The following is a 24,971-nucleotide window of genomic DNA, read 5'->3' as shown; positions in this document are numbered from 1 at the left end:
TGTTCCACCCGGCCCCTCCGTCTCCAGCCCGACCTCGTGGCTGTCATGGCACGCCCATCGTCTCCCAGTGCCCACGGCCGTCCGCACGACACGCCGTACGGCGCGGAACGGTCGGCTCCGGTCCCGCCGCGGGCAGCCGCTCGTGTACCCGGGCAGCGGCGGACAACGCGTCCGGACGTGCGGAATCGCCGTTTGGCGGGGCAGGCGACGGGAACCCGCACGGATCCCCGTCCACTTTGCCGGCGCCGATGCCGTCGGCGCGCGTCGCCGTCGCCGTCGCCGGCAGGAGTGAAGAGGTGCCGGGTGAACAGTGGACGCACGCGTTGGATCTTCGACGGTCATATCGCCGGGATCGGCACGGCCTCCGGTACGCGTCTTGTGCTGGGGTGCTGGGCGCACTCGCCGTTCGGGGCGTTCGGCGACGTGATGATCGAGCGGCGCGACGGGCACCGCGTGCTGCTGGCCCCCGACCACCGGGCGGCCCGCTTCATCGCCGAGACCTACACCTTCGACGAGGTGCGGGTCGAGCCGGTCCGGGTGACGGTCCGGGGTGACTGCTGGGCCGTCACCGCGACCTCGCTGACCCTGCGCTTCACCACCGGCCGGCGGGGTCCGCTGGGGCTGGTGCTGCGCGCCGTGCCGCGGGCGCTCGCCGCCCGCCCGCGCTGGATCGAGGCGGTGGGCCTGCCGGCACGCCTGCTGCGGGGCGTGCGCACCTGCGGCACGGCCGGTGGCGGGCGCTACGAGTGGTACGGCGCGCAGGACCTGCGACCGGTCAGGAGCGCCGGTGCCGTCTTCGAGGGCGAGGACCTGGGGCCGCCGGGGGCGGTCGTACCGCCCGTGCGCTTCGGCTTCGGGTCGACCCCACGCAAGCCCTGCCTGGTACGCGTCACCACGACGGTGGCGGACCGGGGCGGGGATTTTTCACCGCCGCCTCGATCTCGGGACGCCGGCCGGCGAACTGGCCACTGGCCCCGGCAGGCAACGTGTGCCTGCCGGGGCACTGGCGTCGACCGGTGAAAGCCGCAACCGGAGCACGCCCCGTCCGGCGAGTCCCCACAGCGGTGGCCGTGGTCGCAGCGGCCGCTCGCGGAACCTCGCTCGGTCAGCCCGCCGTGTTGTCGACGCGCAGTCGTACCTGTTCCTCCAGGCGGCGCAGGCTGCTGTCGAGGGCGTCGCGGACGGCTCGTTCGCCCGGGTCGTGGGTGTCGTCGAAGAACGACAGGTGGACGGTCACCTCACTGGCGCCGCTGCCGATGCCGGCGACCTGGAGCCAGCCCGCGTAGCTGCCCTGCTCGCGGGTGCCCCACTCGATGCGCATCTGATCGTGTTCGGCGCGCAGCAGCGCGGAGGTGTCCTGGTCGGTGTGGTCCTCGTGCACCGTGACGGCGGGCGGCTCCTCGGGGCGCACGTGCAGGTCGTCGGGCAGCCAGGCGTCGAGCTGGGCGACGTTGGCGGCCTGATCGAAGACCTGCTCGGGCGCTGCGGGCATGGTGCGTGAACGCTCGTACTCGGCCATGGGTGCACCGTTCCTCCACTCGGGGTCGTACCAGGAACGCGTGCCCCTTCTGCCGCGGCCGAAAAGCCCCGGCCGCCGGTCCGGGGCGTCAGGGCGGGGCGGGCCGCAGGGCGCGCAGGACCGCCCAGGCGACCGAGACGAACGGGACGGCGACGACTGCGCCGATCACGCCCGCGACGATGCTGCCCGCGATGACGGAGACGGCGACCACGAGGGGGTGCAGACGGACCGCCCAGCTCATGACCAGGGGATGGAGCACGTGCCCTTCGATCTGGCCGATGACGACGATGAGGGCGAGCACGGCCACGGCGGTGAGCGGGCCGCGCCCGGCGAGGGCGACCACCGTGGCCACACCGAGCGCGACCGGCGACCCCACCAGCGGCACGAACGCGGCGAAGAACTCCAGCAGCATCAGTGGCAGCGCGAGCGGTACGCGCAGCGCCAGCAGGGCGACACCGACCAGTACGGCGTTGGTGGCGGCCACGATGATGATGCCGCGGGTGTATCCGGCGAAGGCCCGCCAGGCCGCCTGCCCCGCCCGGTCCCACGTCGGCCGGGCCCCGCGGGGCAGCAGTTCCTCGCTCACCCATCGCCAGAATCTCTCGCCGGAGTGGATGAAGAAGACGGACGAGAAGAGCGCGAGGCCGCCCGCGGCGGCCAGCTCCACGAGCCGGCCGAAGCCGCTGAGGGCCCTGCTGACCAGGCCGGCGCGGTGCGCGGACAGGTAGGACAGGACCTGCTTTTGCAGGCCGGCGAGTCTGCCCTGGCTGATCCGGAACGGCGGACGCTGCAGCCACTGCTCGATCCGGTGGATGCCGCCGCCGAACTCGCTCGCCAGCTTTGCCGACTCCCCCGCCACCACGTTGGCCACGAAGCCGAGCAGAGCGAGCAGGGCGAGCAGGCTGCCGACCAGGGCGACGGCGACGCTGAGCGGTCGTGGCAGGAGGTGGTTCAGCAGGTCGGTCAGGGGGCGCAGGACCGAGGTGATGACCAGGGCCAGGAAGATGGCCACGGCGATGAGCTGGAAACGGCCGAGGACGGTGAAGACGCCGTAGACGACGCCGCCGACGAGGATGAGCCGCCAGGCATAGGCGGCGGCGACGCGCAGCCAGGGCACCGTGCGCTCGGCCTTCGTGGCGGCGGGAGCGGGCCGGGCGCGCGGCGGGAGGCGTACGGGGCGCGCCGGGCGGCTGCCCGGCACCACGCCGCCCGCCCGGCGCCCGCGGCCCCGCCCGGGCGCCGGACCGCCCGCATCCGCCACCGCGCCTCCCGCTTCCGACCGGCCGTCACGTCGGGACCGTCGCCACGTCAGCTGTGACGGTCGTGTCTAGAGCACGGTAAGGGCTGGTCGGGCGGGGGCACGGGTGCGGTTCGCCCGGCCGGGCGGTCGTCGGGGGCATCCGGGGGAACGGGTGCCCGTCCGGCGTACGGCGCTGCGCGAGGCCGGGTGGCCGCGGTGGGTCGGCCTGTCACGGCGGGGTCTCCTCCAGCAGGGCGGGGCCGTTGTTGCGTACGTTGTTGACGGCCGGGGAGACGGGCCGGGCGCCGAGATGCCCGCCCGCCGGGGGGCTCAGCAGTTCCCGCAGCTCGTCGGGGTTCTGGTGGCGGAGGTCGAGCCAGGCGTCGTAGTGGTCCGAGGTGAGGGCGAGCGGCATGCGGGGGTGGACGCGGCCGGCGGCGTCGGTGGCCTCGGTGGTGGTGATGGTGCAGGTCGTCAGCCAGGCGGCGGGGTCGTCGTCCCGCTTCACCTCCGGGTCGCGCCAGTATTCGTACAGTCCGGCGAGCGCCATCAGCCGGCCGTCCTCGGGGCTGATGAAGTACGGCTGCTTACGGGTCCTGCCGGTCGTTCCGGACGTGACCTGCTGCCATTCTTGAAGCGTTCTCCCCCCGTGAACGGGGGGAGATTCCGCCCTACCTTGCGGTGGGAGGCTTGACGCGGCGAGCGCGCCTGACGACTGCTCTTCCAGCAGCCGGGATCGCCATGAGGCCGATCCGGTACAGGTGCAAGATGTTCCGGGCCGCGTTGTGGTCGGCGTTGCCCGACCAGCCGCAGTCCGGGTTCTTGCATACGAACACGGCCTGGGACTCCCGGCTGCCCGGAGTGGTGAAACCACAGGCTGAGCAGCGCTGGGAGGTGCCAGGGGCGGGGATCTTGACCAGGGTGCCGCCGTGTCGGGCGGTCTTGTACGTCAGCATCGTGACCGTACGGCCCCACGCCTCGGCGGCGATGGAGCGGTTCAGCCCGGCTTTCCGGGCGACGTTCCTGCCCGGCTCTTCGACGGTGCCCCGAGCCGACTTGACCATGTTCGTGATGGTGAGTGCCTCGACCACGACCGTGCTGTAGGTGCGGGCGATGGTGGTGGTCGTCTGGTGCTGCCAGTCCGCTGCCCGTCGCTTGGCTTTCGCTCGGAGCTGGGCGATCTGGTCATAGGTGCGGTGCAGGCGGCGCGAGGTGCGCTCGCCGGGTTCGCGGTGCTTCTTGCGCTGGGCGGCGCGCTGCTCCAAGCGCAGAAGCTTGGCCTTCTCCTTCTCGGTCAGCCATTCGCCGTGCTGGTACGTCGTAGCGTCCGAGAGGGCGAGAGGGACGGTGACGCCCACGTCGATACCGACCTCGGGACCGGTGTGAGCCTCGGGCCTGGGCGCCAGGGTCGTCACGCGGAAGGCGATGCGCCAGCCGAGCGTGTCTTTGATGAGCCGGGCTCCGGTGATCCGGTTCTCGGTGGTGGCGTACTTCCCGACGGGGAGGTCTTTGGTCCAGCGGAATCGGACCCGGCCGATCTTGGGCAGGTTGACCATGCCCCAGCGGCGGTGCACGCGTTTGATGTTCAAGTCCCGGCCCTGCGGAATGTCCACGCTCATCACGGACCGGAACCGGCCCTTGAAGTTCGGGGCGTCCGCCCGGCCCTCCCAGCAGTTCTTCCATGCCTGGACGTACGTCTTCAGCACCGCCTGCGCGGCCTGCGCGGGCAGAACGGCAAGGAAATCGAGGTCCTTGCGGGCCTGGCGTATCGCGGCGTCGGCGTTCGCGAGGGTCCGCTTGTCCTTCGGCATCGTCTGCCACCACGCGTGCAGCAGGTTCCACATCGCACGGGCCGCATGCGCCTGGGCGTCGGCCGTCGACACCCCGGCAGGCGACAGCGCAAGCCGGGCGCGGTGCCCGAACTGCCGCTTGACCAAGGCTTCTTGACTCACAGTCGTCAGCTTACCATTTGGTCTATGTCACCGCGATGGAATCCGAATCCCGATGTGCGCACCGGACGTCACGTCGTCTACAACCTGCACGTTCACTTGGTTTTTGTCACTAAATACCGACGGGGCGCCTTCACCGACGCCATGCTCAACAGGTGCGAGGAGATCATGCGGGAGGTGTGCGAGGACTTCGAGGCCGAGCTGAAGCAGTTCAACGGCGAGCACGATCACGTACACCTGCTGGTGCACTACCCGCCCAAGGTCCAGCTCTCCAAGCTGGTCAACTCCCTCAAGGGCGTCTCCGCCCGGCTGCTGCGCAAGGAATACGACACGCACGTGCGCCGGCATCTGTGGGGCGGGCACTTCTGGTCCGGCTCCTACTTCGCCGGATCGTGCGGAGGAGCGCCACTCACCGCCGTACGCCAGTACATCGAGAATCAGCAGCGCCCCGTGAGCCGAGGTCAATAGTGCAGACCAATGCCCACGGTGCGAGCCAGAACAGTCTTAAGATGCGCTTCACCACCGCCCTGGAGGACGGCGCACTGCGCAAGATCAAAGGTAGATGGGGGCGCCGTCGGGCCGGGTGGCAGGCAGCGGCGTTTGACGAAGGCGCGGCGGAAAGCGGGCTTCTCGTGCACGGTCTCGGCCCGTGCGTTGATCAGCCGGGCGCCGATCCGCGCGTCCTTCGCCCAGGAAGGGACCAGTCCCCAGCGCAGCGGCCGCAGCTCCCTGCGCGCGGAGGCGGCCTCACGGTTCTCTCGCGGGGCGCGTTCCAGTACGGCCCACACCCGGTTGGTCGGGGCGACGTTCCAGCTGGGCTCCAGCGCCTCCTCCGGGCGCCACTCGGTGACCCTGAAGTGCTGGACCAGGTCCTCAGGGCTGCGGGTGGAGACGTAACGACCGCACATGGGGCCTCATCCGGGGAAGGTCACATTTACGTATCGGACATACCGCACTTCAATCTTCACACGAGGCACACACGTTCGCTAAGTTGACGTCCAGGCCGCACGATTGCCTCCGGCGAGTCCCGTCGGATCGTGCGACCTCCGCCGAGTCCGGTACGCCCCCACGGCAACCGGAGCCGGGGACCCAACCGACATTGGGGTGAATCGGCTCAACTGTCCCTCCGGACAAGGGCCGTAGGGCACGCCTTCCACAGAACGTCCGCCCGAACCCGACAGCTGACTCGGCAGGCGGGCTATGGAAGGAGTGCGTCTTCCTTGGCGCCGGAACGACCGAGCGACGACAGGCCCAGCCGCGCTGAGGTGCGGCAGCGGATCAGCAGCCTCTACGACCAGGCGGAGAGCGCCACGGGGAACTTCAACGCCACCCGCGCGATGAGCAAGAGCGGGCGTGCGCGGGGTGGTTCGGGGGTGTGGGGCAGTTCCCGGGGATCCGATCCGGCCCTTGACCGGGTGGCCAGGCAGTGGTTCGACGCGGCGCGCGCCCAGTTGGGCCCGACCGTTCCGGCGGTCCTGCCGCCCGACCGCATGCCGAGTCGGGCCAACTCCCGTACGGAGAAGCCGAGTAGGCGTCCGGAGGACGTTCTGGAGGAACTGGGGCTGAAGAGCAGGCCGTCCCGGCTGGAGCTGACCGCGGGTCCGGCGCAGACCAGACCGGCACCCGAGCTCCCGGCCGGCCCCACGGCCGCCGCACCGGCCCCGCCAGTACGGGAGTTGCCCGCGGCGCCACCTGCCGCCACGTCGGCCGCTCCCGTCGCGGAGTTGACCAGCCGGTCCATGGAACCCCAGCCCACGGGGGCCATGGAGGCACTGACCGCCCGGTCCATGGAACCCCGACCGACCGGCACCGTGGAGCCCCAGCCCACCGGGACCATGGAGGCACCGGCTGCCCGGTCCACACAGGCCCAACTCACCGGTGCCATGGACACACTCACCAGCCGCGCCATGCAACCCCAGCCCACCGGCACCATGGACGCACTCACCACCCGGCCCATGGAACCCCAGCCCACCGGGGCCTTGGACGCGCTGTCCAGTCGGTCCATGCAGCCTCCGCCCACCGGCAGCATGGACGTACTCGGCACCGGGCCCACGGAGCCCCGGCCCACCGGGCCGATCGAGTCGCCGGCCGTCGGTCCCGCGGGGCCGGCTTTCGGGTCCGTGGGGACGCTTCCGCCCGCGGCCGAGACACGGCCGCAGGCGTCCGGCGCGCCGCGTGTCTTGGTGGCCGGCCGCCGGCAGCCGGTGCCGAGGTCGTCCAAGGGCCAGTTGCAGGCCAAGCTCACCCGGGCCCGTGAGCTGCTGTCCCGGCACGCCGCTCAGCAGGGAGCGGCGCAGTGGCAGCAGCACTCCACCGGGCTGTTCGACACCACCCCGCCCCTGGACGGGAACTCGCTCTTCGACGCCAGCCAGGCCGTCGGCCAGGCAGCGGCCGTGGACAACGCCGCCGCCTCCCTCGGCGTCGCCGAGACACCGGCCTCGGCCTATGAGAGGAAGGCCGCCAAGGCGCTCGAGTTCGCCCGCGCGCAGATCGGCAGGCCGTGCGTCTGGGGGGCGACCGGGCCGGACTCGTACGACTGCTCGAGCCTCATCCAGGCCGCCTGGCGGGCCGCCGGGGTGGCGCTCCCCCGTGCGGCCTTCGAGCAGGCCGGCTCCGGCACACCGGTCGAGCTCGCCGACCTCCGGCCCGGAGACCTGGTCTTCTTCTACAGCGAGGTCAACCACGTCGGCCTCTACGCCGGCAGCGGCACGATGGTCCACGCTCCGAGCCCGGGGGCGTCGATACGCGAGGAGTCGATCTTCTTCGCCGGCCCGCAGGCCATCCACAGCGCGATACGGCCCGCCTGAGCCACTCCGGGCCCCCTGCCGGGCAGCTTGTCGCATGAGCGGAGGCCGCCGTTCGAGGGGTGTCCTCACCTGATGCGGTGAGACGCCGGAGTGCGACGAGTACGCGGGGGGCGTACGCGCCGTTTGCTCCGGCATGGACAGCTCTTCCCGGGCCGTGGAACCGACCAGCGGGCCCTGCGACCACCCGTCCCCCGTCCACCCGCCTCGCCTGCGGCCGGGCACACCCGAACACGAGCCCGGTACGCCGCTGCTGCGGCCGTGGGGCGTCGGGTCCGGCGAGGTGCCTCGGGGAGCGTCGGCCGGGGCGCTGCCCAAGGTGCCCGCGGTGCCCGTACCCCGTGGGCTCCCGGGCCTGTGAGGCCGGCCGGGGAGGCCACCGGGCCGTTTCCCGAGGCCTGGCCCGGGCCGCTCGGGGCACCGCTTGCTCACGGCCCGGTGACGGCGGCATCACGATGGTGGGCGTGGGCGTTGCCCGGACCCGGGCATGTCGTTGAGCGCGGCGTGGAAGCGTGGGAGGACAGCGACTGCCCCTGGTGCCGCTCGCTGCTCGGCCCGGTCCGTGACCTCGCCGCACCGGGCGCCGCGCACGGCGACGACCGTCCCTGGCTCCGCGGCTGCGCCCGGCCGGCCTGGGTGGAACGCGCGCGCCTGTTCATAGTGCCTCTGGCAGCACTCACCGTGGTGGCCGCGCTCATGGTGGCACTGGCCTGACGGCGGGGTGACGCCCGTCGCCCGTCGCCCGACGGCCACCGGCCGACCCCGCAGCAGAACGGATACCGCCGCGGTCGTCCCCCGCCGCGTGGCCTCCCGACAAGGTGCCGGCCTGCACCGACCGGCTGCTCGCCGGCCTGGAGTACGACCTGCCGGTCTCCTGTCCGTACGTCCACCTCGGCCTGGCCCGCCACCACGTCACACTGGCCGACGCCGGCCACATGCCCCCGCCGCTGCGCCGGCGGCCCGGTGAGGCGAGCGTGCTGGACGCCGGCCCCGGCCCGCTGCTCGGCGTCGGCATCCGCGCCGGTTCCCCCGTCACCGCCGCCACGCCGCCGCCCGAGGCGGTCCTCGCCCTGTCCACGGACGGCCTCGTGGAGGCCCGCGGCACCGACGCCGCGGAGACCACCGCCGGTCTCGCCCAGCACCTGGCCGACACCGACGCACACGACCTGGAGAAGCTGATCGACGACCTCGTCGGCCACACCTGGCCGGCGGGCCGCCGCACGGACGGCATCGCCGTCCTCCTGCCGCACGCGAACGGCACGCGCGCGTGGGACGGCATCGGTCACGCCGAGGGCGTGCCCGACGGCTTTCAGGTCCGGAATCCGATGTGCACGTGGTCGTGGTGGGTGGCGTCGCTGAAGAACTGGTCCGGGGCGCTGCCGCCGGACAGGAGGGCAGGGCCGCCGACGTTGTAGGAGCCGGCCGCCACCGCGTCCCGCATGAAGCGTTCGACGAGGAAGCGGGGCGTGGCGGGGTGGACGACCGCGTGGCCGTCGATCTGCCACACGTCGAAGGCGCGCCCGCGCGGGTGGTCGCTGGGGCGGCTGGTGCCGAACACGTCCAGCGGGTGCCCGGAGCGGACCACACTGACGTACATCCGGTACGTGCCCGCCAGGCGCAGCATCGCGGTGAGCACGCTGTCGTGGACCTGGCCGCTGTTCAGGTCGGCCCGCGCCGCGGGCGGCAGCGCGACCCGGGCGTCGTCCAGCACCCGGCGCACGCCGGCCGGCGGCGAGGACAGCGGCGCGCCGGGATGGGCCGGGTGCAGGGCGGTGACGGTCCATCCGGTGCCGGACCACGCCAGCCGTACGTCGACCGTCGTCCCGCCCGCGCGAACGGCACCGCCGTGCCGGGTCCACTGCCGGCACACCACGAGCACGCTCGCCGAGTCGGCGAGGATCCCGCCGTACTGGGCGTCCACCACCTGCAGCACCGCCTCGTCGGCGGACGGCAGCAGCGGTCCGGCCCGGGCCACGAGAGCGGCCGGCAGGTGCAGCACGGCCACTCTGGCCCTCGCCGCGGGCGCGCCGCCCCTCCGCCGGCCCAGGCTCCGATCGCCTCGACGAGTTCGACGGCGCGCCGTTTCACCTCGGGGTGGACCTCGGCGGACGTGGGGCGCCAGGGGGTGGTGCGGGGAAGGGCCCCTGCCGTGCCCGACGCGGACGCGCCGGAGGCGGTCGGCTCCGGCCCGGGCGCGGCGCTCGTACAGCCCGCCGTCCCGAGCAGGACCCCCACCATGCCCAGCAGTACGGTCCGGCGCTCGACCGGGCGCGCCGCGAACTCGGGCCCATGGGTCATGCCGTCCAGTGTCCGCCTCGCATACGGCGGCCGCCCGGCGGGCGGGATGGCCGGTTCTCGTCAGTGGCGCGGGTGCCGGGAGGGGAGGAGCCCGGACGTGTTCGTCAGGGCCGGGGGCGCAGGCGGGCCGCGATCACGGCGATGTCGTCGTCCCGCCCGCCGAGAGCCGCGACCAGGATCTCGTCCAGGAGTTCGCCGACGCCCTGGCCGGGCCGTACCCGTAAGGCGGCCAGGCGGCCGAGCGAGGTGTCGATGTCCTCGCCGCGCCGCTCGATCAGCCCGTAGGTGAACATCACCAGTGTGTCGTCCGGCGCGAAGGGCAGGCCGGTCGCCTGATAGGCGCTGCCGCCGGTGCCGAGCGGGGGACCGACGGGCAGCGCGACCGGGGCGGCGGTGCCGTCGGCACGGACGACGACCGGGGGCGGGTGTCCCGCGCCGGCGAGCAGGGCCGTGCCGTGCGCCGGGTCCAGCAGGGCCAGCAGGCAGGTCGCCGGGCGGCGGCCGCTCTCCGTGGACATCGTGGCGTCCAGCCGGCGCAGGATGCCGTGCGGCGCGAGGTCGGTGGAGGCGATGTACCGCAGCAGGGAGCGGTAGGCGTTCATGTCGACCGCCGCGTCCAGGCCGTATCCCATGACGTCGCCGGCGACCAGCAGGGTGCGGCCGGAGTGCAGGCGTACCGTCTCGCACCAGTGGCCGCCCACCGGTCCGGGCGACCAGCGGATGGCGAGGTCCACGTCGGGGTGGGGGCGTCCGGGGTCGGCGGGCAGCACCTTCCGCAGGTCCCACACCCTGGGGCCGGCCTCCCGCTGGTCTTCCGCGTGCCTCAGGTGGGCGGCGGTCAGCCGGGCCGCGTAGTGGGCGGCCACTGTCTCGTCGTCGTCGAAGAGGCGCCCGGTGCGCAGGGCGAGGGCGACGCCGTGGACCCGGTCCCGGGTCAGCAGTGGCACCGAGAGGGTGACCAGGTTCGTACCTCTGCCGGGTGCGAAGGAGGCGGTGATGGGGTGGCCCGCGTCCAGGGCGCGGACGGAGACGTCCTCGCGCGGGCCCTTCTCCAGGCTGTCGAGGAGGTCGCGCCGGCCGGCCGCGGCGACCGGCCGCAGGGACTCGCCCGCCGCGCGGTGGCCCTTCTGCGAGCCGTAGAGGTCGACGGTCGCGAAGTCGCACAGCTCCTCGACCAGGAACGCGGCGAGTTCGGCCGCCGTCCTGCGGTCGTCGAGGGTCGTACCGATCGCGGAGAGCGCCCGCTCCGCCCGTACGAAGCGGTTCGCGGCAGCGCTCCCGGGCCCCGACACCAGGTCGCCGTCCACGACCACCCCTTTCTGCCGCTGTGCCGTCCTCATCCCAGCACCGCGCAGGGGCGGCAACGGGTAGCGACCCGCGGTGCCGGGCGGGACCGGAGCGGATTCTTACCGAGGTGGGGGGTGGTGCGCGGCGCGGCGGCGCCGCGCACCGACCGCTCTTCCCCGCCGGGAGCAGCCTCCGTACGGCCCGCCTTCACCACCGCGTTGCCACGCAGGTGCCGCGCCCGCCTTTACCCGCGTATACGCCTGGAACGCCCGCCGTGCTCGACAAGCGGCCCCTCACAGGCTTCACGAAGCCCTAACATCATGGCCAACAACCTCCTGACCATGGCCAGACGTTGATGAGAAGTGAGGGCAGTGTGGCAGAGACCGAGGGACCGGCGGTGCCCGAGCGGCTGCTGATCACCCGTACCACGGCCGACGACGGCACATGTGTCGTGGCCCTCGTGGGAGAGGTCGACCTCGACGGCAGCGCGCGGCTCCGCGACACGCTGCTGTCCTGCCTGGAGAGCGCGCCGGGCACGGTGGTCGATCTCAGCGACGTGACCTTCATGGACTCCAGCGGCATCAACGCCCTCATCACCGCCTATCAGGCCGCCCAGACGGGCGGCAGCCGGCTGCGGCTGGCCGCACCGCAGGAGGCGGTGCTGCGGGTGCTGCAACTCGTCGGCGTGGACACGCTCATACCGTGCTACGCCAGCCTCGATGCGGCCCTCACCGCCTAAGGGGAGCTACGGGGCCGGGGAAGGCTCGGTTCCGTACACCTGTCGGGTGTTGGGGCGAGGCGCCGGCCGGTGGCGGGCGGCGGGGCCCTCGGCGAAGGCGCGCAGCAGGTTCTCGGTGGTCCGGGTGACGAGGGCACGGGTGCGGGCGTCCATGCCGTGGTCGCGGCCCCCCTCCGGGGTGCCGGCCATCAGCGCCTCCACCCAGCGCATGGTGCCGGTGGCGAAGACGCCCGCCCCGCTGGGCGCCGTGTAGTACGCCGAGTCGCTGTGGCTGCGGTTGCCCGCGCACACCAGCGGCGAGTGCGCGGTGATCTCCAGCGGTTCGGGGACGGGCGCGCCCGGGGTGACCCGGTCGTACTCCACTCCGACCAGGTGGTCGAAGCTCTCGCCGGGGCGGGTGCCCGTGCCCTCGTACAGCCAGTGGTCCGCCGCGTGCACGACGTAGGGCGCGTCCACCGGATAGCCCTCGTAGAGCACTCCGGTGAGGGACGACTCGGGGTCGGCGGCCGGGGCCTGCCGGAAGTCGGTGGTGACCAGAGCCGGACGGGAGGGGTAGCAGGGGTCGCTCCGGTAGGAGGACTTGTAGCAGACGACGGTGCGCTCGGCGCCCGGCTCCCCGTCCTCCAGACGGATCCGGCGGAAGCAGGTGTTGGCGCCGAGGAAGGCCATGTTGGTGCCCGCGTCCCGGGCCGCGGTGACGTGCCCCCGCTGCTGGGGCGTCCAGTACTCGTCGTGGCCCAGGCAGATCAGCGCGGTGGCGCCGTGCAGCACCTCCGGGTCGTGGTGCAGGTCGGTGCCGGTGGTGTACGCCAGGGGTATGCCCAGGCGTTCGGCGAGGACCACGGCCGCCCACTCGTACACCAGGAACTTCTCGGCACCGTTCGCGTCGTAGGGCCGGTCGAAGCTGACGGCGAGGGAGCGGGTGTCATACGCGCCGGAGGCGCCGTTGTAGAGGCTGGAGCCACCCCACCGGTTGTACGCCTGCCAGGTGGCCGGGGCGTGCAGGAGTACGGTGCGGCCGGCGCCGTGCTCGGAGCGCACGATCAGCGGGACGTACCGCTGGTGGCCGTGGTCGGCGTCGAGGCGTATCAGGTAGGCGCCTTCGGGCCAGCCCTCGGTGCTGAGGGTGAGGGTGCGGGGCCAGTCCGCGCGGACGGTGCGGGTGGCGGACGGGGTCCGGGAGGCGGACCGCGCGCGTCCGCGCACCGGTTCGGAGCGCCAGATCAGCCGGGCGCCCCTCCCGCCGTACCAGCCGACGCGGTAGGCGGAGACGCGGAAGGAGGACGCCGTGGTCGACACGTGCAGGCCGCACTCCTGGCCCGGGGTGACACTCACCCGGTCGGTGTAGCCGGCCACCGCGTCCGGCGGGCCGGGGGAGCCGATCCGCCAGTCGCGGGCGCCGGGCCGGTCCCGCTCCGCCTCCGGGCGGTGGCTGTCCGCGGCGCGGGGCGGCCGGTGGGCGTTCGTGTGGTCGCAGGCGGCGGCCGCGCCGAGGCCGGCGCAGGCGCACAGGCCGAGGAAACTCCTGCGGCCCGGCCCGTGTCCCTGGCTCTCCCCGGTGCGCTTCCGTGACTCGTGCGGGCTCACATGGCCTCCCTGGGCGTGGACTGACCCTCTCCTCGGGGATTCCCGGCGCGCCTTCGACGAAGGTAGCGGCTGCGGCGGTGGGCCGCACGGGCGGCGGACGCCGAGCGTGACGGGCCGCCGTCACGACTACGGGGCCGGCACGACTACGGGGCCGGCACGGCCCCTGACGGTCCCGACGGCCCCGCGAGAGGGGTGGCCTGCGTGCGGCCGGACCTCAGTCGGTCTTGCCGCGGCCGGACAGCGCGTCCCGGATCCGGTCGACCATTCCGACGCCGGGCGCGAGGAGCTTCTGCGCGGTCGGCGTCTGCGGTGTGGCGGGGTGCGGCCTGGTCGGTGCGGTCTTCTTCGCCGTACGCACCTTCTCGCCGAGCCGGTCGAGCTCTTCCTTGCCGGCGGTCCGCTGCAGTTGCGGGAAGAGGTTCTGCTCCTCGTCGGTGATGTGCTCGCGGATCTCCCGCATCAGACGGCCGATGAGCTGGTCGAACTGCGGGTCGTCCGCCCCGCAGCCCTCCAGGTCCTTCATGGTCCGCTCCGCCTCCGCGTGGTCCTGGAGCTCCCGGTCGGCGACCGCGTCGCCGTCCGGCAGGTACCGGCGCGTCGCCGGGTACAGGTACATTTCCTCGGCCACGGAGTGGCGGACCAGCTCGATGGTGGCCCGGTCGGCCAGGTCCTTGCGCCGTTTGTCCCCCGGCGGGAGGGCCTCGATCTGCTGGAAGATCTCCTCCACCTCGCGGTGGTCGGTGGTCAGTTCCTGGATGACGTCTCCGCCGTGTCCCATGGCAGGGCTCCTTGCTGTCGGAAGATGGTGGTCGTACCGGTGGACCGCCCGCCGGGTTCCCGCGCCGGACGGCGGCACACCGCCGAGCGCGAGGCCGTGTTCGGCGGATGCCGTGCACCCGCGCCTCCTGTGTAGCGAGCGGCGCCGTGCGGGGCGGTGGATTGGGCCGCCCATCGGCGCGTCAGCCCGTCTGCCCGGGGCGGCCGGTCTGTACGCCGGGTACCGGGGAGGGCGGGGCTCAGGTGCTCGTGCCGCCCGGGTGCGCCGAGGCTGCGACGGGGGCTGGGCGGTTCTCCCCCGCGCGGACGCGGCTGATCACGAAGCCGCTGTGCGGTCGCGTCGGGATGCGGCGCAACGGGATCCGCAGATCCTGGTCGGGAACGTCGTACTCCAGCCGGGCCCGCCGGACCGCCAGGGCTTGGAGCAGGCCGATGGTGATGCCCTCGCCGGGACAGCGGTGGCCGGTGCGCGGGTCGCCGCCGCCCTGGGGGATCAGTTCGTCGCGCTCGACCGGGCGGTCCGGGAAGCGCTGCGGGCGGAAGGCGTACGGGTCGCCCCACAGGTCCTCGTCGTGGTTCTGCCCGTAGACGTCGAGCAGCACCATGCCGCCGGCCGGAACCGTGTGCCCGCGCCAGGACAGAGCCGTGGCTGATGCGCTGCCGACCCCGGCCGACGCCGGGATCACGCCGACCGCACGAACGAGACCCCGGAGTCCGGTCCGGCACGGCGCGCCGGGTCGGCCGACCGGGCCTGGAACCCTACGCCGCGAGGCGGAGGGCGGGCATACCCTGCGGCCGTGTGCGCGGGCCGGGGCCCCGACGGCCGCGCGCACGGGACGAAACGCGCCGGAGTCCGGTCCGGCACGGCCGGACGTGGGCCGCTGACGTACGCCGCGGTTCACGGCCGTGGGTTGATGCGGTGCCAGTTCCGGTGGGTGCCGGGGGCTCGGCGGGTGGCGGCGGCCGTGCAGCGGGGGCAGACTCGGCGGACGGCATCGGCGGCGCCGCCCGATTCCGGCTGGACGTCGGGCCATGACACGCCCGCGAACCGGGTCAGGCGGGAGCGGTGCAGGGACAGACCGCACACCGTCTGGTTGGTGCCCTGCTCCCAGGCGTGGACCTCCCCGGCAGGCAGCCGGCCTCCTCGTCCCACCACTGGCCGGAGGCCGCCACCGCGTAACACCGGATTCCCGCCATCGGTTCCCCATCCGGTCGCCGGTACGCGGGACGCGTGGTACGTGGTTGCATTCGTCGGGCACGGGAACCCGGGCGAACGCCGCACACACCCTCACCCCCGGAGAGAGCCATGAGTCTGCTGCGCATGGTCGGTCGTCCCCTGCTCGCCTCCATGTTCGTCACCGGAGGCCTCGAGTCCGTTCGCAACCCCGAGGCGGTGACCCCGCTCGCCGAGCCCGTCGTACGGCAGATCAGGGAGCGCGTGCCGGTGCTGCCGGAGCGCACCGAACAGTGCGTGCGGCTCAGCGGCGGCGTCCAGGTCGTCGCGGGTGTGCTGCTGGGTCTGGGCCGCTTCCCCCGGCTGTCCGCGCTGGCCCTCGCCGCCACCCTGGTGCCCACCACCCTGGCCGGCCACCGGTTCTGGGAGGCGGAGGACGCTGCCGGGCGCACCCAGCAGCAGATCCACTTCCTGAAGAACCTGTCCATGCTGGGTGGTCTGCTGATCGCGGCCGACGACACCGGCAGCGCGCCGTCCCTGCTGTGGCGCGGCCGTCACGCGGGCCACGAACTGCAGCGCGACGCCCGCCTGGTGCGCCGCTCCGTCCAGGCCACGGCTCGCCCGGCCGCCGCGGTCGGCGGCATGCGCGCCAAGCTGTCGGCCTGAGCGGAGGTGACCGGGTCGACCGGCCCGACGGCCCGGGCCTCCGGCTCGCCCGGCCGCGCACCGTCGACAAGGAGGACACGCGATGCACCATCACGCCCGCTCCCGGACACGCCTGCCGGTGCTCACCGCACAGTCCGGTCACGACCTGCTCGGGATCTACCTCAACGACCATCTGGCCGGCGCGACCGTGGGCACGGAGCGGTCCCGCCACCTCACCACGGCCTGCCGGGGCTCCGAGATCGGCGACGCGATGGCCCCGCTCGCGGCCGAGATCGCCGAGGACCGCCGGAGCCTGGTGGGGATCATGCGCCGGCTGGACATACCGGTACGGCGCTACAAGGTGTACGCCGGACTCCTCGGCGAACGCGCCGGGCGGCTGAAGAGCAACGGCGCACTGGTACGGCGCTCTCCGCTCAGTTCCCTGCTGGAGCTGGAGCTGCTGCAGCTCGGCGTGCAGGGCAAGGCGTGCGCGTGGGAGGTGCTCCGCGGCCTCGCCGACCGCGACGCGCGCCTGGACCCGCGGCACCTCGACGACCTGCTCGAACGGGCCCGACGGCAGCTGCGCACCCTCGAGGACCTGCGCAGGCTGCAGGCCGGGCAGATCTTCTCACGCTGATGACCCTGCTCACGCCGATCACGCCGGCGGTCTCGAAGACGCCGACGGGACCCCCGCTCGTCGAGCGGGAGCCCCGCTGAGGCTCTTCACGGTCCGGTCCACGCCGGCCGGGTCAGTCCTTGAAGGTGTCCTTGGTCTTCTCCTTGGCCTGACGGGCGTCGCCCTTGGACTTCTCGGCCTGTCCCTCGGCCGTCATGCGCTCGTTGCCCACGGCGCGGCCGACCGTCTCCTTGGCCTTGCCCTTCATCTGTTCCTTCTTGGCCTTGGCCTTCTCGTCACCAGCCACTGTCGCTCACTCCAAGCCGGAATCGACGTCGGTGTTCAGTCCTACGGGTGCTCGGCGGGGCGGCGGTCAAACCTCGTTCCTCCGCCTTCGGTGCCGCGGCGCGCTCGGTGGGTACCCGGGGCGGGCAGCCGCTCGAAGGAAGCAAGGGAGCGTCGCCATGTCCGTACCGCTGACCGTCGACGCCCGCGAGCGGGGATTGACCGGTGACGGGATCACCAACGACCAGCCGGCGTTCCAGCGTGTGGTGGACACGCTGGGCGCGGCGTGTGCCGCGGACGGCCGCCCGCGTGTCCTGTGCGTCCCCGCCGGGCGGTACCTGATGCTCGACGAGCCCACCGTCTGGCGCAGCGGCGTCTCCCTGGTGGGCGCGGGGCGCGGCGCCACCTGCTTCGTCCTGCGCAACCCCGGCAACCGCACGACGCCCGTACCGCTGACCTGGTTCACCACCGCCCAGCACGGCGCCGGCCGGGACAACCACCTCGCGGACATCACCTTCGCCCACTTCGAGATCGACGGTTCGGGTGTGACGACCGAGGAGTACGACCCGCTGGCCAAGGGCCTCGGCCTGCAGTACGTGCTGCGCGGCCGCTTCACCGACCTGTACATCCACGACACGGCGGCCACCGGCTTCGGCTGCGACTTCCTGCAGGACACAGTGGTGGAGGGGGTGCTGGCCGAGCGGTGCGGGCGGCAGGACAGCGGCGAGCAGATGGGCGGCGCGGGCATCGGGGTCGGCGTGGGCGGCTGGGGCGGCGTCGAACGGCTGACGGTGACCACGTGCACCGCGATCGGCAACGGCACCAACGGCATCTTCGTGGAGTTGCAGAACGAGGACTGGCCGCCGCCCCGCGGCATCCGTATCACCGCCTGCCACACCGAGGACAACTACTTCGGCATCTCCGACTGGGGCACGGACGGGCTGCTGGTCACCTCCTCGACCATGCTGGGCAACCACCAGGCCGGATTCGACGTGTCCTCCCAGGGCACCACTCACATCGGCGGTCGGGGCGGCATCGTCACCGGCTGTGTGATCGACGGCAACGTCCGTGACGGGATCGGGCTGGGCAACACCCCGGGGCCGTACGCCTTCCGCGGCAACCGCGTCAGCAACAACGGCCGGTACGGCTACTGGGAGCACAACCTGGCCGGCGGGGACGAGGAACCGACCGGGGGCGTCGTGCTGGAGGCCAACGACATCCGGGACAACGCCCTGGACGGCATCCGTATCGATGCGCCGATGAGGGACACCGCGATCCTGGACAACCGGATCCTCGGCAACGGCCGCCGCGCCGCCGGGGCCGTGGAGGGCGGCGGTGACGGCGTGTCCTTCTCCGCGCTCTCGCTGACCGACGACAAGGCCGACTGGTCCGCGGACGGGCATCGCGGCAAGGAGGTGTCCGTGGGCGGGCAGACGGCCATGGTCGCCTTCAACACCTCCACCGAGCTCGCCCTGGTGCCGGTGCGGCCCGGCGCGGACACCGCCTGGCCGGACGGCGTGCCCGAGGCGGGCTCCGCCTACCGGCTGCCCGCCGCTCCCGGGCTGCGCACCGGACTGACGGTCGCTGCCCCCATGGCACGGCCGCAGATGCACGGCAACCGGATCGGGGACGGTGAGCGGGCCGGGACCCAGACCCACGGCATGCGGATCACCCGGGACGGCAGGTGGTCCGGCGGCTGCTTCTCCGACAACGACCTGAGCGGAAACGCCTGCGCGGCCACCCGCTTCGACACCCCGCCCGCCGGGGGACGGTGGCGCGACAACGACGAGTGACGACACCCGGCGGAACAGGGCGCCGGGACCCGTCGGCCGCGGCTCGCGGGGGAGTGCTCGGCGCGGACCTGCCGCGGACCGCCCCGGCCGCGGTGACACCCGTCACGACGCCGGCCGACGACCACGACGGCCCGCGCCACCAGAACCGAACCGACGAACCAGGGCCACGCAGCCGGGACCGTCAGCCACGGCTCACCCGGCAGTGCTCGGCGCGGACCGGCCGCGGACCGCCCCGGCCACGGTGGTGCCGGTCGCGGCGCCAGTCGAGGAGCGCGACCGCCAGGGCCGCCAGCAGGGCCACGAGGGCGGAGGCGACGGAGAGGGTCACGGCGGTGCGGTAGTTCCTCCCGTCCGCCGCGAGCACCATGTAGTAGAGGCCCGGCAGGGCCGCCGTTCCCACCGCGCCGCCCAGGCGCTGCCCCGTCTGCAGGGCGCCGCCCGCGGCCCCGGCCATCCGCACCGGCACATCGCGCAGCGTCATCGTCACGTTCGGGGAGATGACGCAGCCGCTGCCCAGGCCGCCCACGAACAGCGCGGGCGCGGCGAGCCAGGCCACCGTGCCCGCCGGTGCCGTGCACAGGACCAGTGCCGTGGCGCCCAGCCCGGCCAGGACCGTCACCAGCCCCCAGACGGTCAGCAGCCGCCCGAACCGCTCCACCAGCCGGCCCGCGACCACCGCGGCGGCGGCCGAGCCGATCGCGAACGGCGTCACCGCGAGACCGGACCCCAGCGGCTCGTAGCCGAGGCCGTTCTGGAAGAACAGCGCGAACACCAGCCACACCCCGCTGAACCCCACGAAGTACAGCGCGCCCAGGGACGCGCCCGGGGCATAACCGCGGGTACTGGTCAGCAGCCGCGGATCCAGCAGCGGCTGCCCCTCGCGCACCGCGACCCGCCGCTCCCAGCGGGCGAAGACGACCAGCAGCGCCACGCCCACCGGGAACAGCCACCACAGCCGGCGCACTCCCCCGCTCTCGGCGAACACCAGCGGCAGCATCAGGCCCAGCACGCCGGCGCCGAGCAGGGCCACGCCCGGCAGGTCGAGCCGTTCCCGGCGGCCGGGCGCCACCCGTGGCAGCAGCCGGATGCCCAGCAGCAATGCGATCGCCCCGACCGGCACATTGACGTAGAAGATCCAGCGCCATCCCTGGCTGCCGTGCGCCAGCGCCAGGATCAGGCCGCCGGTGACCGGGCCCACCGCGCTGGAGATGCCGACCGTGGCGCCGAACAGGCCGAAGGCCCGGCCGCGTTCGGCGCCGCGGAACATCTGCTGGATCAGCGCCGAGTTCTGCGGGGCGAGGCAGCCCGCGCAGGCGCCCTGCGCGATCCGGGCCACGACCAGCCAGGCGACCGTGGGCGCGGCGCCCGCCGCGGCGCTGCACAGTACGAAGCCGGCCAGGGCCCAGAGGAAGATCCTGCGCCGTCCCACGGCGTCGCCCAGCCGGCCCGCCGGCACCAGGACGAGGGCGAACGCCAGGGCGTACCCGGACACCACCCACTGCACGGAGGCCGCCGAGGCGCCCAGCTCCCGCTGCATCGACGGCAGTGCCACGGCCACGATCGTCACATCGAGCAGGCTCATGAACCCGGTGGCCAGCGTCACCCACAGAGCCTTCCAGCGCCCGGGGCCGGGCGTGCCCACCGGATCTCCGGTGCGTCCGCCTGCCCGCGCATCCCTGTTCACGAGGGCTCCTCCCGGTCGCCGCCGGAGCACGCGACGCCCCGGCACCACACCATCACCGCCTTGCGCGGCGTCCGCTGGGCCATACAGTGCCCGTTGACGCGAACAAGGGGATGAAACGCGCAGGGCCCCACGAGACTTCCCGGCTTCAGCCGCGGAACGCTGGGTAGCCGTAGCCACGACAGAGAGCACAAACCGTAACCAGCAGCACAAATGGTACCCCCATGATCATCCCGCTGAGGAAGCAGGCGTCGGACGATCGGGAGCGGAACCGGCCCGCGGCCGCGCTGCGCTACGGCGTCGCCTGGGTCACCGGCGCCGCCCGCACAGCCGACGCGCGACGCGCCGTGCACGCCTTCCTCGTCCGCGCGGCAAGGACCGCTCACACCCGTGTCACCACGCGTGCCGAACAGGACGCCCAGCTCGTCGTGAGCGAGCTGGTCACCAACGCCGTACGGCACGCGCCGGGCCCCTGCGGCCTGACGCTGGAGCTGTCCGCCGACAAGGCCCGGCTGGACATCACCGTCTGGGACACCTCGCCCACGCTCCCGCTGCTCCACGAGCGCGACGGCACGCGCGTGGGCGGGCACGGACTGTACCTGGTGCACGCCTGCAGCCGCGCACTGACGGCCACGGCCGGGTCCGGCGGCAAGCGGATCACCGCCGAAGTCGCCCTGTAGTCCGCACGGTCCGTGGCGCGTATGCGTGTCTCCGCAGGGGGGTACTCCGGGTGGGTCGGACAGCACAGTTCCCGCGAGACCACCGAGACCACACAGACGGGCCCCGTCCCGTCGGGCAAGGACCACCATGGCTGCCTTCGACGACGACGCCATCGACCTGCACTTCATCGGCAACGCGACGGTCCTGCTGCGCTACGGCGACCTGACCCTGCTGACGGATCCCAACTTCCTGCACCGCGGCGAGCACGCCCACCTGGGGTACGGGCTGATGAGCCGCCGCCTCACCGAGCCGGCCCTCGACCCCGGGCAGCTGCCGCGCCTGGACGCCGTGGTGCTCTCCCACCTGCACGGCGACCACTGGGACCGCAGGACGCGGCAGCACCTGGACCGCTCGGTGCCGATCGTCACCACACCGCACGCGGCCCGCCATCTGCGCACCTGGCAGGGGTTCCAGCGGGCCGGGGGCCTGCGCACCTGGGAGTCCTGCACCTTCCAGCAGGGCGACGCGCAGGTCCGGGTGACCTCCCTGCCCGGCCGGCACTCCCTGCAGCCCGTGCTGCGCCGCCTGCTGCCGCCGGTGATGGGCAGCATGCTGGAGTTCGGCCCCCGCGACGGGACGGTACGGCTGCGGCTGTACGTCTCCGGCGACACGCTCCTGTTCGACGGCCTGGAGGAGATCGCCCGCCGCTTCCCCGGCGCCGACCTGGCGGTGCTGCACCTGGGCGGCACCACCCTGCCGGGCGGTTTCGTGGTCACCATGGACGGCGCGCAGGGCGCCGAACTCGCCCGCCGGCTCGACTACCGGAACATCCTGCCGGTGCACTACGACGACTACACCGTCTTCCGCTCCCCGCTCGACGACTTCCTGACCGAGGCGCGCAGGCTCGGCCTGCAGGAGCGGCTGGTCCACTGCCGGCGCGGGCAGCACGCGCGCGTGGTGGGCCACGGAGAACGGCCCATGGTCGGCTGACCCTCTCCGGCCGGACAGGCAGCGGCTGCCGGACGGCCGCGGAGGTGTTTTCCTCGTGGGGTGGAGGCAACTCGGCCCGCACACCGGCGGAAGGCCTGTCTCCCAGCCACCCCCCTGCTCCACGGAACGGGAGTTCCGGATGACATCACAGCACCGGCCACCCCGCGCGCGCGGTCTGCGCATCGGCCTGCTGGGCTCCTACGGCGGCTTCAACATCGGCGACGAAGCCATCCTGCAGTGCGTCCTCGGCTGCCTGCGGTCCCACCGGCCACAGGCCCAGCTGGTCGTCTTCAGCCGCGACGCCGGGCACACCCGCGACCACCAGCCGACGGCGGACGAGGTGGTGGACTGGGAGGGCGTGCCGCAGAAACAGGTCACCGATGTGCTCTCCGGCCTGGATCTGCTGGTGCTGGGCGGGGGCGGCATCCTCTACGACGGCGAGGCGCGCCGCTATCTGAAACTGGTGCGCGCGGCCCAGGTCCGGGGCGTGCACACGTTCGCCTACGCGGTCGGCGCCGGCCCGCTGCGCGAGGCCGACGACCGGGAGGCCGTACGGACCGTGCTGGCGGACATGGACGAGGTGGTGGTCCGCGACGAGGAGTCGCGCCTGGTCCTGGAGGAGGTCGGGGTGGAGCGGGACCTCGTCGTCACCGCCGACCCGGCGCTGCTGCTGCCGCCGGAGCCGTTCACCGCCGATATGATGCGGCAGGAGGGCGTGCCGGCCCACGCCCGGCTGGTGGGCATGTCGGTGCGCGAGCCCGGCCGGGCGGCGGAGAACCTGGACGAGGGCGACTACCACGCCCTGCTCGCCGATGTCGCGGACTTCCTGGTGCGCCGCCTGGACTCCCATGTGGTCTTCATGCCGATGGAACGCCACGACGTCCGCCACGCCCATGCCGTACTGTCCCGGATGACCGCGCCGGACCGGGGCCGGATCCTGCACAGCGCCTACACCCCCGGGCAGGTGCTGGGCCTGATGCGTCACCTGGACCTGGTGGTCGGCATGCGGCTGCACTTCCTGATCTTCGCGGCCGTCTCCGGCCTGCCCGTGCTGCCGCTGCCGTACGCCGGCAAGGTCTTCGACTTCGCCCGCCGGCTGGGCGCCCCGGCGCTGGTGGGTGTGGCCCGCGAGCAGGTCGGCCTCATGCTGGCCGAGGTGGACCGGCTGTGGGACGAGTTTCCGCAGCGCCGGGTGGACCTGGGCACCCGCGTCCGTACCCTCAAGGAACTCGCCGGGGAGACCTGCGCGCGGTGCGGGGCCCTGCTGGACGCGATGGACCGCGCCGACGACACGGCCGGAGCGGCCGGCCTGCACCTGCTGAGCCCCGAGCACGACGTGGGCGTCGGGGGCGACGAGGTGCCCGAGGACGGCGTGGTGCGCAGCCGCAGCGCCGGTCGGGAGGCCTGATGCCGATCCTGCACCGCCCCGAACAGCCGCGGACCGTGACGCTCCCTCCGCGTTCGGCCCAGCACGCGGGACGTACGAATGTGCTGGTGGTGGGCGGCGGGCCCGCGGGGACCGCCGCCGCGTACGCCGCCGCCGACGCCGGTGCCGACGTGGTCCTGGTCGAGCGGTACGCCTTCCTCGGCGGCAACGCCACCGTCGCGCTGGTGATGCCGCTGATGTCGTTCCACAACGAGCACAAGCAGGCGGTGTTCACCGAGGACGGCGGAGGGGGCCGGCTGCTGCCCAGCGACCACGGCGAGGGGGAACCCGTGGTGGCCGGGTTCCTGTGGCGGCTGCTGGACCGGCTCACCGCGCGCGGAGGCTGCATCCCGCCGTCCCTGGACACCGGCTACACCGTGCCGTTCGACCCGGAACTGTTCAAACTCGTGCTGCTGGACCTGCTCGACGAGGCCGGGGTGAGTCTGCTGTTCCACTCCTTCGCGTCGGGCGCGCTGCCCCTGGAGGACGGCTGGCGGGTGGTGTTCGAGACCAAGTCGGGCCCGGTGGTGATCGACGCGGACGTCGTGGTGGACGGCACCGGCGACGGGGACGTGGCCGCCGCGTGCGGGGCCCCCTTCGAGGTGGGGCGCCGGGAGGACGGGCGGGTGCAGCCGATGACGCTGATGTTCCGGGTGGCCGACTTCGCCGCCCCCCGCTTCGCCGAGTACGTCCGGGCCCACCCCGACCAGTGGCGCGGCGTCCACGGACTGTGGGACCTCGTTCAGGAGGCCACCGAGGCGGGAGAACTGCAGCTGCCGCGCGAGGACATCCTCTTCTTCGGCACCCCGCACCCCCGGGAGCTCTCCGTCAACAGCACCCGCGTCACCGGGGCGCTCGGCATCGACGTGTGGGACCTGAGCCGTGCCGAATGGACCGCACGCCGCCAGCTGGCCCAGATCGACCACTTCCTGCGCTCGCGCGTGCCCGGCTTCGAGGAGGCGTACGCGGTGCAGAGCGGCGTCCAGATCGGGGTGCGCGAGACCCGCCGCGTCATGGGCGACTACCGGCTGACCGGCTACGACATCCTCGACGCCCGTGCCTTCCCGGACGTCGTCGCGCACGGCGCCTACCCGATCGACATCCACAACCCGGAGGGCAGCGGAACCGTGATCAGGCGCGTCCCCCGGGGCCGCTACTACGACATCCCGCTGCGCTGCCTGCTGCCCCAGGCCACCGAGCGGCTGCTCGTCGCCGGCCGCTGCATCTCCGGATCGCATGTGGCGCACTCCTCGTACCGGGTCATGCCCATCGCGATGGCCACCGGGCAGGCGGCGGGCGTCTGCGCCGCGCTGGCCACCCGAATGGGCCGGCTGCCCCGGGAGGTGCCGCACGCCCTCGTCCAGCAGGAGCTGCTGCGCCAGGGCGCCCGCCTGCGCGTCCAGGAGGACATCGAGATGCCCCGCCCCGTGTAGCCGTATGGCTCGCACGTCGGCGCCGAAGGCGGAAAAATGTGTGTGAGGTTTCAGCATGCGGGTACACG

The 24,971-nt window shown here is 73.3% G+C and carries 22 protein-coding genes, 4 pseudogenes and 1 riboswitch; of the genes and pseudogenes, 13 read left to right on the top strand and 13 right to left on the bottom strand.

The features are described from left to right. Nucleotides 1-288 precede the first annotated feature (288 nt). The gene (locus tag ACX25U_RS34785; RefSeq protein ID WP_454385942.1) at nt 289-1,020 is read left to right on the top strand and encodes a hypothetical protein; all 732 of its coding nucleotides are present in this window, start codon (nt 289-291) and stop codon (nt 1,018-1,020) included. 85 nt (nt 1,021-1,105) lie between these two features. On the opposite strand, the gene ACX25U_RS34780 is transcribed toward ACX25U_RS34785, so the two are convergent. From ACX25U_RS34780 to ACX25U_RS34765, 4 genes and pseudogenes are all read right to left on the bottom strand, one after another. After that, nucleotides 1,106-1,519: an SRPBCC family protein gene (locus ACX25U_RS34780; protein ID WP_454385941.1), complete on the bottom strand. Its 414-nt coding sequence runs from the start codon at nt 1,517-1,519 to the stop codon at nt 1,106-1,108. An 88-nt stretch (nt 1,520-1,607) separates the two neighbouring features. Then, nucleotides 1,608-2,780 carry an AI-2E family transporter gene (locus ACX25U_RS34775; RefSeq protein WP_454385940.1) on the bottom strand — a complete coding sequence of 391 codons (1,173 nt, stop codon included), beginning with the start codon at nt 2,778-2,780 and terminating at the stop codon, nt 1,608-1,610. A gap of 208 nt (nt 2,781-2,988) precedes the next feature. After that, nucleotides 2,989-3,390: pseudogene (locus ACX25U_RS34770) on the bottom strand (SOS response-associated peptidase family protein); the annotation flags it as partial. Nucleotides 3,391-3,430: 40 nt separating this feature from the next. Next, nucleotides 3,431-4,711, bottom strand: coding sequence for an RNA-guided endonuclease InsQ/TnpB family protein (locus ACX25U_RS34765; RefSeq protein WP_454385939.1), 1,281 nt, complete (start codon nt 4,709-4,711; stop codon nt 3,431-3,433). 24 nt (nt 4,712-4,735) lie between these two features. On the opposite strand from ACX25U_RS34765, the gene tnpA reads away from it, so the two are divergent. Next, a complete protein-coding gene (gene tnpA / locus ACX25U_RS34760) occupies nt 4,736-5,176 on the top strand; it encodes an IS200/IS605 family transposase (protein ID WP_454385938.1) in 441 nt (146 codons plus the stop codon). Between the two features lie 113 nt (nt 5,177-5,289). Here tnpA and ACX25U_RS34755 read toward each other — a convergent pair. After that, nucleotides 5,290-5,616 (bottom strand): annotated as a pseudogene (locus ACX25U_RS34755) (SOS response-associated peptidase); the annotation flags it as partial. Nucleotides 5,617-5,745: 129 nt separating this feature from the next. Then, nucleotides 5,746-5,920, top strand: a riboswitch (cyclic di-AMP (ydaO/yuaA leader). A gap of 8 nt (nt 5,921-5,928) precedes the next feature. On the opposite strand from ACX25U_RS34755, the gene ACX25U_RS34750 reads away from it, so the two are divergent. The 3 genes from ACX25U_RS34750 (at nt 5,929) to ACX25U_RS34740 (ending at nt 8,927) form a co-directional block, all read left to right on the top strand. Then, nucleotides 5,929-7,515, top strand: a complete 1,587-nt coding sequence (locus tag ACX25U_RS34750; RefSeq protein WP_454385937.1) for an NlpC/P60 family protein — start codon at nt 5,929-5,931, stop codon at nt 7,513-7,515. A 501-nt stretch (nt 7,516-8,016) separates the two neighbouring features. Continuing rightward, the gene (locus tag ACX25U_RS34745) at nt 8,017-8,226 is read left to right on the top strand and encodes a hypothetical protein (RefSeq protein ID WP_454385936.1); all 210 of its coding nucleotides are present in this window, start codon (nt 8,017-8,019) and stop codon (nt 8,224-8,226) included. Nucleotides 8,227-8,330: 104 nt separating this feature from the next. Next, complete coding sequence (locus ACX25U_RS34740; RefSeq protein ID WP_454385935.1) at nt 8,331-8,927, top strand: PP2C family protein-serine/threonine phosphatase; 597 nt, start codon at nt 8,331-8,333, stop codon at nt 8,925-8,927. Here ACX25U_RS34740 and ACX25U_RS34735 read toward each other — a convergent pair. Beyond that, nucleotides 8,822-9,511, bottom strand: coding sequence for a hypothetical protein (locus tag ACX25U_RS34735; protein WP_454385934.1), 690 nt, complete (start codon nt 9,509-9,511; stop codon nt 8,822-8,824). The two genes, ACX25U_RS34740 and ACX25U_RS34735, sit on opposite strands and share 106 nt — an antisense overlap. Before the next feature lie 403 nt (nt 9,512-9,914). After that, nucleotides 9,915-11,150: a PP2C family protein-serine/threonine phosphatase gene (locus tag ACX25U_RS34730; RefSeq protein ID WP_454385933.1), complete on the bottom strand. Its 1,236-nt coding sequence runs from the start codon at nt 11,148-11,150 to the stop codon at nt 9,915-9,917. A 320-nt stretch (nt 11,151-11,470) separates the two neighbouring features. Here ACX25U_RS34730 and ACX25U_RS34725 point away from each other — a divergent pair, with 320 nt between their 5' ends. After that, nucleotides 11,471-11,836, top strand: coding sequence for an STAS domain-containing protein (locus tag ACX25U_RS34725; protein WP_454385932.1), 366 nt, complete (start codon nt 11,471-11,473; stop codon nt 11,834-11,836). 6 nt (nt 11,837-11,842) lie between these two features. Here the strand turns inward: ACX25U_RS34725 and ACX25U_RS34720 are convergent, their stop codons facing one another. The 4 genes and pseudogenes from ACX25U_RS34720 to ACX25U_RS34705 all read right to left on the bottom strand — a co-directional run bounded on the left by ACX25U_RS34720 (nt 11,843) and on the right by ACX25U_RS34705 (nt 15,397). Next, nucleotides 11,843-13,423 carry a N,N-dimethylformamidase beta subunit family domain-containing protein gene (locus tag ACX25U_RS34720; RefSeq protein WP_454385931.1) on the bottom strand — a complete coding sequence of 527 codons (1,581 nt, stop codon included), beginning with the start codon at nt 13,421-13,423 and terminating at the stop codon, nt 11,843-11,845. A gap of 214 nt (nt 13,424-13,637) precedes the next feature. Beyond that, on the bottom strand, nt 13,638-14,201 hold the full coding sequence (locus ACX25U_RS34715; protein ID WP_454385930.1) for a hemerythrin domain-containing protein: 564 nt from the start codon (nt 14,199-14,201) through the stop codon (nt 13,638-13,640). A gap of 238 nt (nt 14,202-14,439) precedes the next feature. Continuing rightward, a pseudogene (locus ACX25U_RS34710) lies at nt 14,440-14,847 on the bottom strand (cytochrome P450); the annotation flags it as partial. Between the two features lie 251 nt (nt 14,848-15,098). Beyond that, nucleotides 15,099-15,397: pseudogene (locus ACX25U_RS34705) on the bottom strand (hypothetical protein). Nucleotides 15,398-15,506: 109 nt separating this feature from the next. On the opposite strand from ACX25U_RS34705, the gene ACX25U_RS34700 reads away from it, so the two are divergent. After that, nucleotides 15,507-16,040 (top strand): DoxX family protein, encoded by a 534-nt coding sequence (locus ACX25U_RS34700; RefSeq protein ID WP_454385929.1) that lies wholly within the window; start codon nt 15,507-15,509, stop codon nt 16,038-16,040. Between the two features lie 82 nt (nt 16,041-16,122). Continuing rightward, nucleotides 16,123-16,656, top strand: a complete 534-nt coding sequence (locus tag ACX25U_RS34695; RefSeq protein WP_454385928.1) for a hypothetical protein — start codon at nt 16,123-16,125, stop codon at nt 16,654-16,656. A gap of 112 nt (nt 16,657-16,768) precedes the next feature. Here ACX25U_RS34695 and ACX25U_RS34690 read toward each other — a convergent pair whose 3' ends face one another. Beyond that, complete coding sequence (locus ACX25U_RS34690; RefSeq protein ID WP_454385927.1) at nt 16,769-16,942, bottom strand: CsbD family protein; 174 nt, start codon at nt 16,940-16,942, stop codon at nt 16,769-16,771. A gap of 157 nt (nt 16,943-17,099) precedes the next feature. Here ACX25U_RS34690 and ACX25U_RS34685 point away from each other — a divergent pair, with 157 nt between their 5' ends. After that, entirely contained in the window at nt 17,100-18,713 is a 1,614-nt protein-coding gene (locus ACX25U_RS34685; protein ID WP_454385926.1) for a right-handed parallel beta-helix repeat-containing protein, read from the top strand. 181 nt (nt 18,714-18,894) lie between these two features. On the opposite strand, the gene ACX25U_RS34680 is transcribed toward ACX25U_RS34685, so the two are convergent. Further along, nucleotides 18,895-20,397, bottom strand: a complete 1,503-nt coding sequence (locus tag ACX25U_RS34680) for an MFS transporter (protein WP_454385925.1) — start codon at nt 20,395-20,397, stop codon at nt 18,895-18,897. 221 nt (nt 20,398-20,618) lie between these two features. Here ACX25U_RS34680 and ACX25U_RS34675 point away from each other — a divergent pair, with 221 nt between their 5' ends. The 4 genes from ACX25U_RS34675 (at nt 20,619) to ACX25U_RS34660 (ending at nt 24,903) form a co-directional block, all read left to right on the top strand. Continuing rightward, nucleotides 20,619-21,074 carry an ATP-binding protein gene (locus ACX25U_RS34675; protein WP_454385924.1) on the top strand — a complete coding sequence of 152 codons (456 nt, stop codon included), beginning with the start codon at nt 20,619-20,621 and terminating at the stop codon, nt 21,072-21,074. 127 nt (nt 21,075-21,201) lie between these two features. Further along, nucleotides 21,202-22,044, top strand: a complete 843-nt coding sequence (locus ACX25U_RS34670; protein ID WP_454385923.1) for an MBL fold metallo-hydrolase — start codon at nt 21,202-21,204, stop codon at nt 22,042-22,044. Nucleotides 22,045-22,183: 139 nt separating this feature from the next. Next, entirely contained in the window at nt 22,184-23,452 is a 1,269-nt protein-coding gene (locus ACX25U_RS34665) for a polysaccharide pyruvyl transferase family protein (protein ID WP_454385922.1), read from the top strand. Further along, nucleotides 23,452-24,903 carry an FAD-dependent oxidoreductase gene (locus ACX25U_RS34660; RefSeq protein ID WP_454385921.1) on the top strand — a complete coding sequence of 484 codons (1,452 nt, stop codon included), beginning with the start codon at nt 23,452-23,454 and terminating at the stop codon, nt 24,901-24,903. Before ACX25U_RS34665 ends, ACX25U_RS34660 begins: the two co-directional genes overlap by 1 nt. The last annotated feature ends 68 nt before the right edge of the window (nt 24,904-24,971 follow it).

The sequence above is a fragment of the Streptomyces sp. JNUCC 63 genome (assembly GCF_054366325.1).
The sequence above is the reverse complement of the archived record's forward strand: the minus strand, read 5'-3'. Positions and strand labels throughout refer to the sequence as shown.

Coding starts and splice junctions, on each gene's coding strand:
- ACX25U_RS34780 (WP_454385941.1), bottom strand. CDS start 1,519: ATGGCCGAGTACGAGCGTTCACGCACCATGCCCGCAGCGCCCGAGCAG.
- tnpA (WP_454385938.1), top strand. CDS start 4,736: ATGTCACCGCGATGGAATCCGAATCCCGATGTGCGCACCGGACGTCAC.
- ACX25U_RS34730 (WP_454385933.1), bottom strand. CDS start 11,150: ATGAGGACGGCACAGCGGCAGAAAGGGGTGGTCGTGGACGGCGACCTG.
- ACX25U_RS34715 (WP_454385930.1), bottom strand. CDS start 14,201: ATGGGACACGGCGGAGACGTCATCCAGGAACTGACCACCGACCACCGC.
- ACX25U_RS34700 (WP_454385929.1), top strand. CDS start 15,507: ATGAGTCTGCTGCGCATGGTCGGTCGTCCCCTGCTCGCCTCCATGTTC.
- ACX25U_RS34695 (WP_454385928.1), top strand. CDS start 16,123: ATGCACCATCACGCCCGCTCCCGGACACGCCTGCCGGTGCTCACCGCA.
- ACX25U_RS34685 (WP_454385926.1), top strand. CDS start 17,100: ATGTCCGTACCGCTGACCGTCGACGCCCGCGAGCGGGGATTGACCGGT.
- ACX25U_RS34675 (WP_454385924.1), top strand. CDS start 20,619: ATGATCATCCCGCTGAGGAAGCAGGCGTCGGACGATCGGGAGCGGAAC.
- ACX25U_RS34670 (WP_454385923.1), top strand. CDS start 21,202: ATGGCTGCCTTCGACGACGACGCCATCGACCTGCACTTCATCGGCAAC.
- ACX25U_RS34665 (WP_454385922.1), top strand. CDS start 22,184: ATGACATCACAGCACCGGCCACCCCGCGCGCGCGGTCTGCGCATCGGC.
- ACX25U_RS34660 (WP_454385921.1), top strand. CDS start 23,452: ATGCCGATCCTGCACCGCCCCGAACAGCCGCGGACCGTGACGCTCCCT.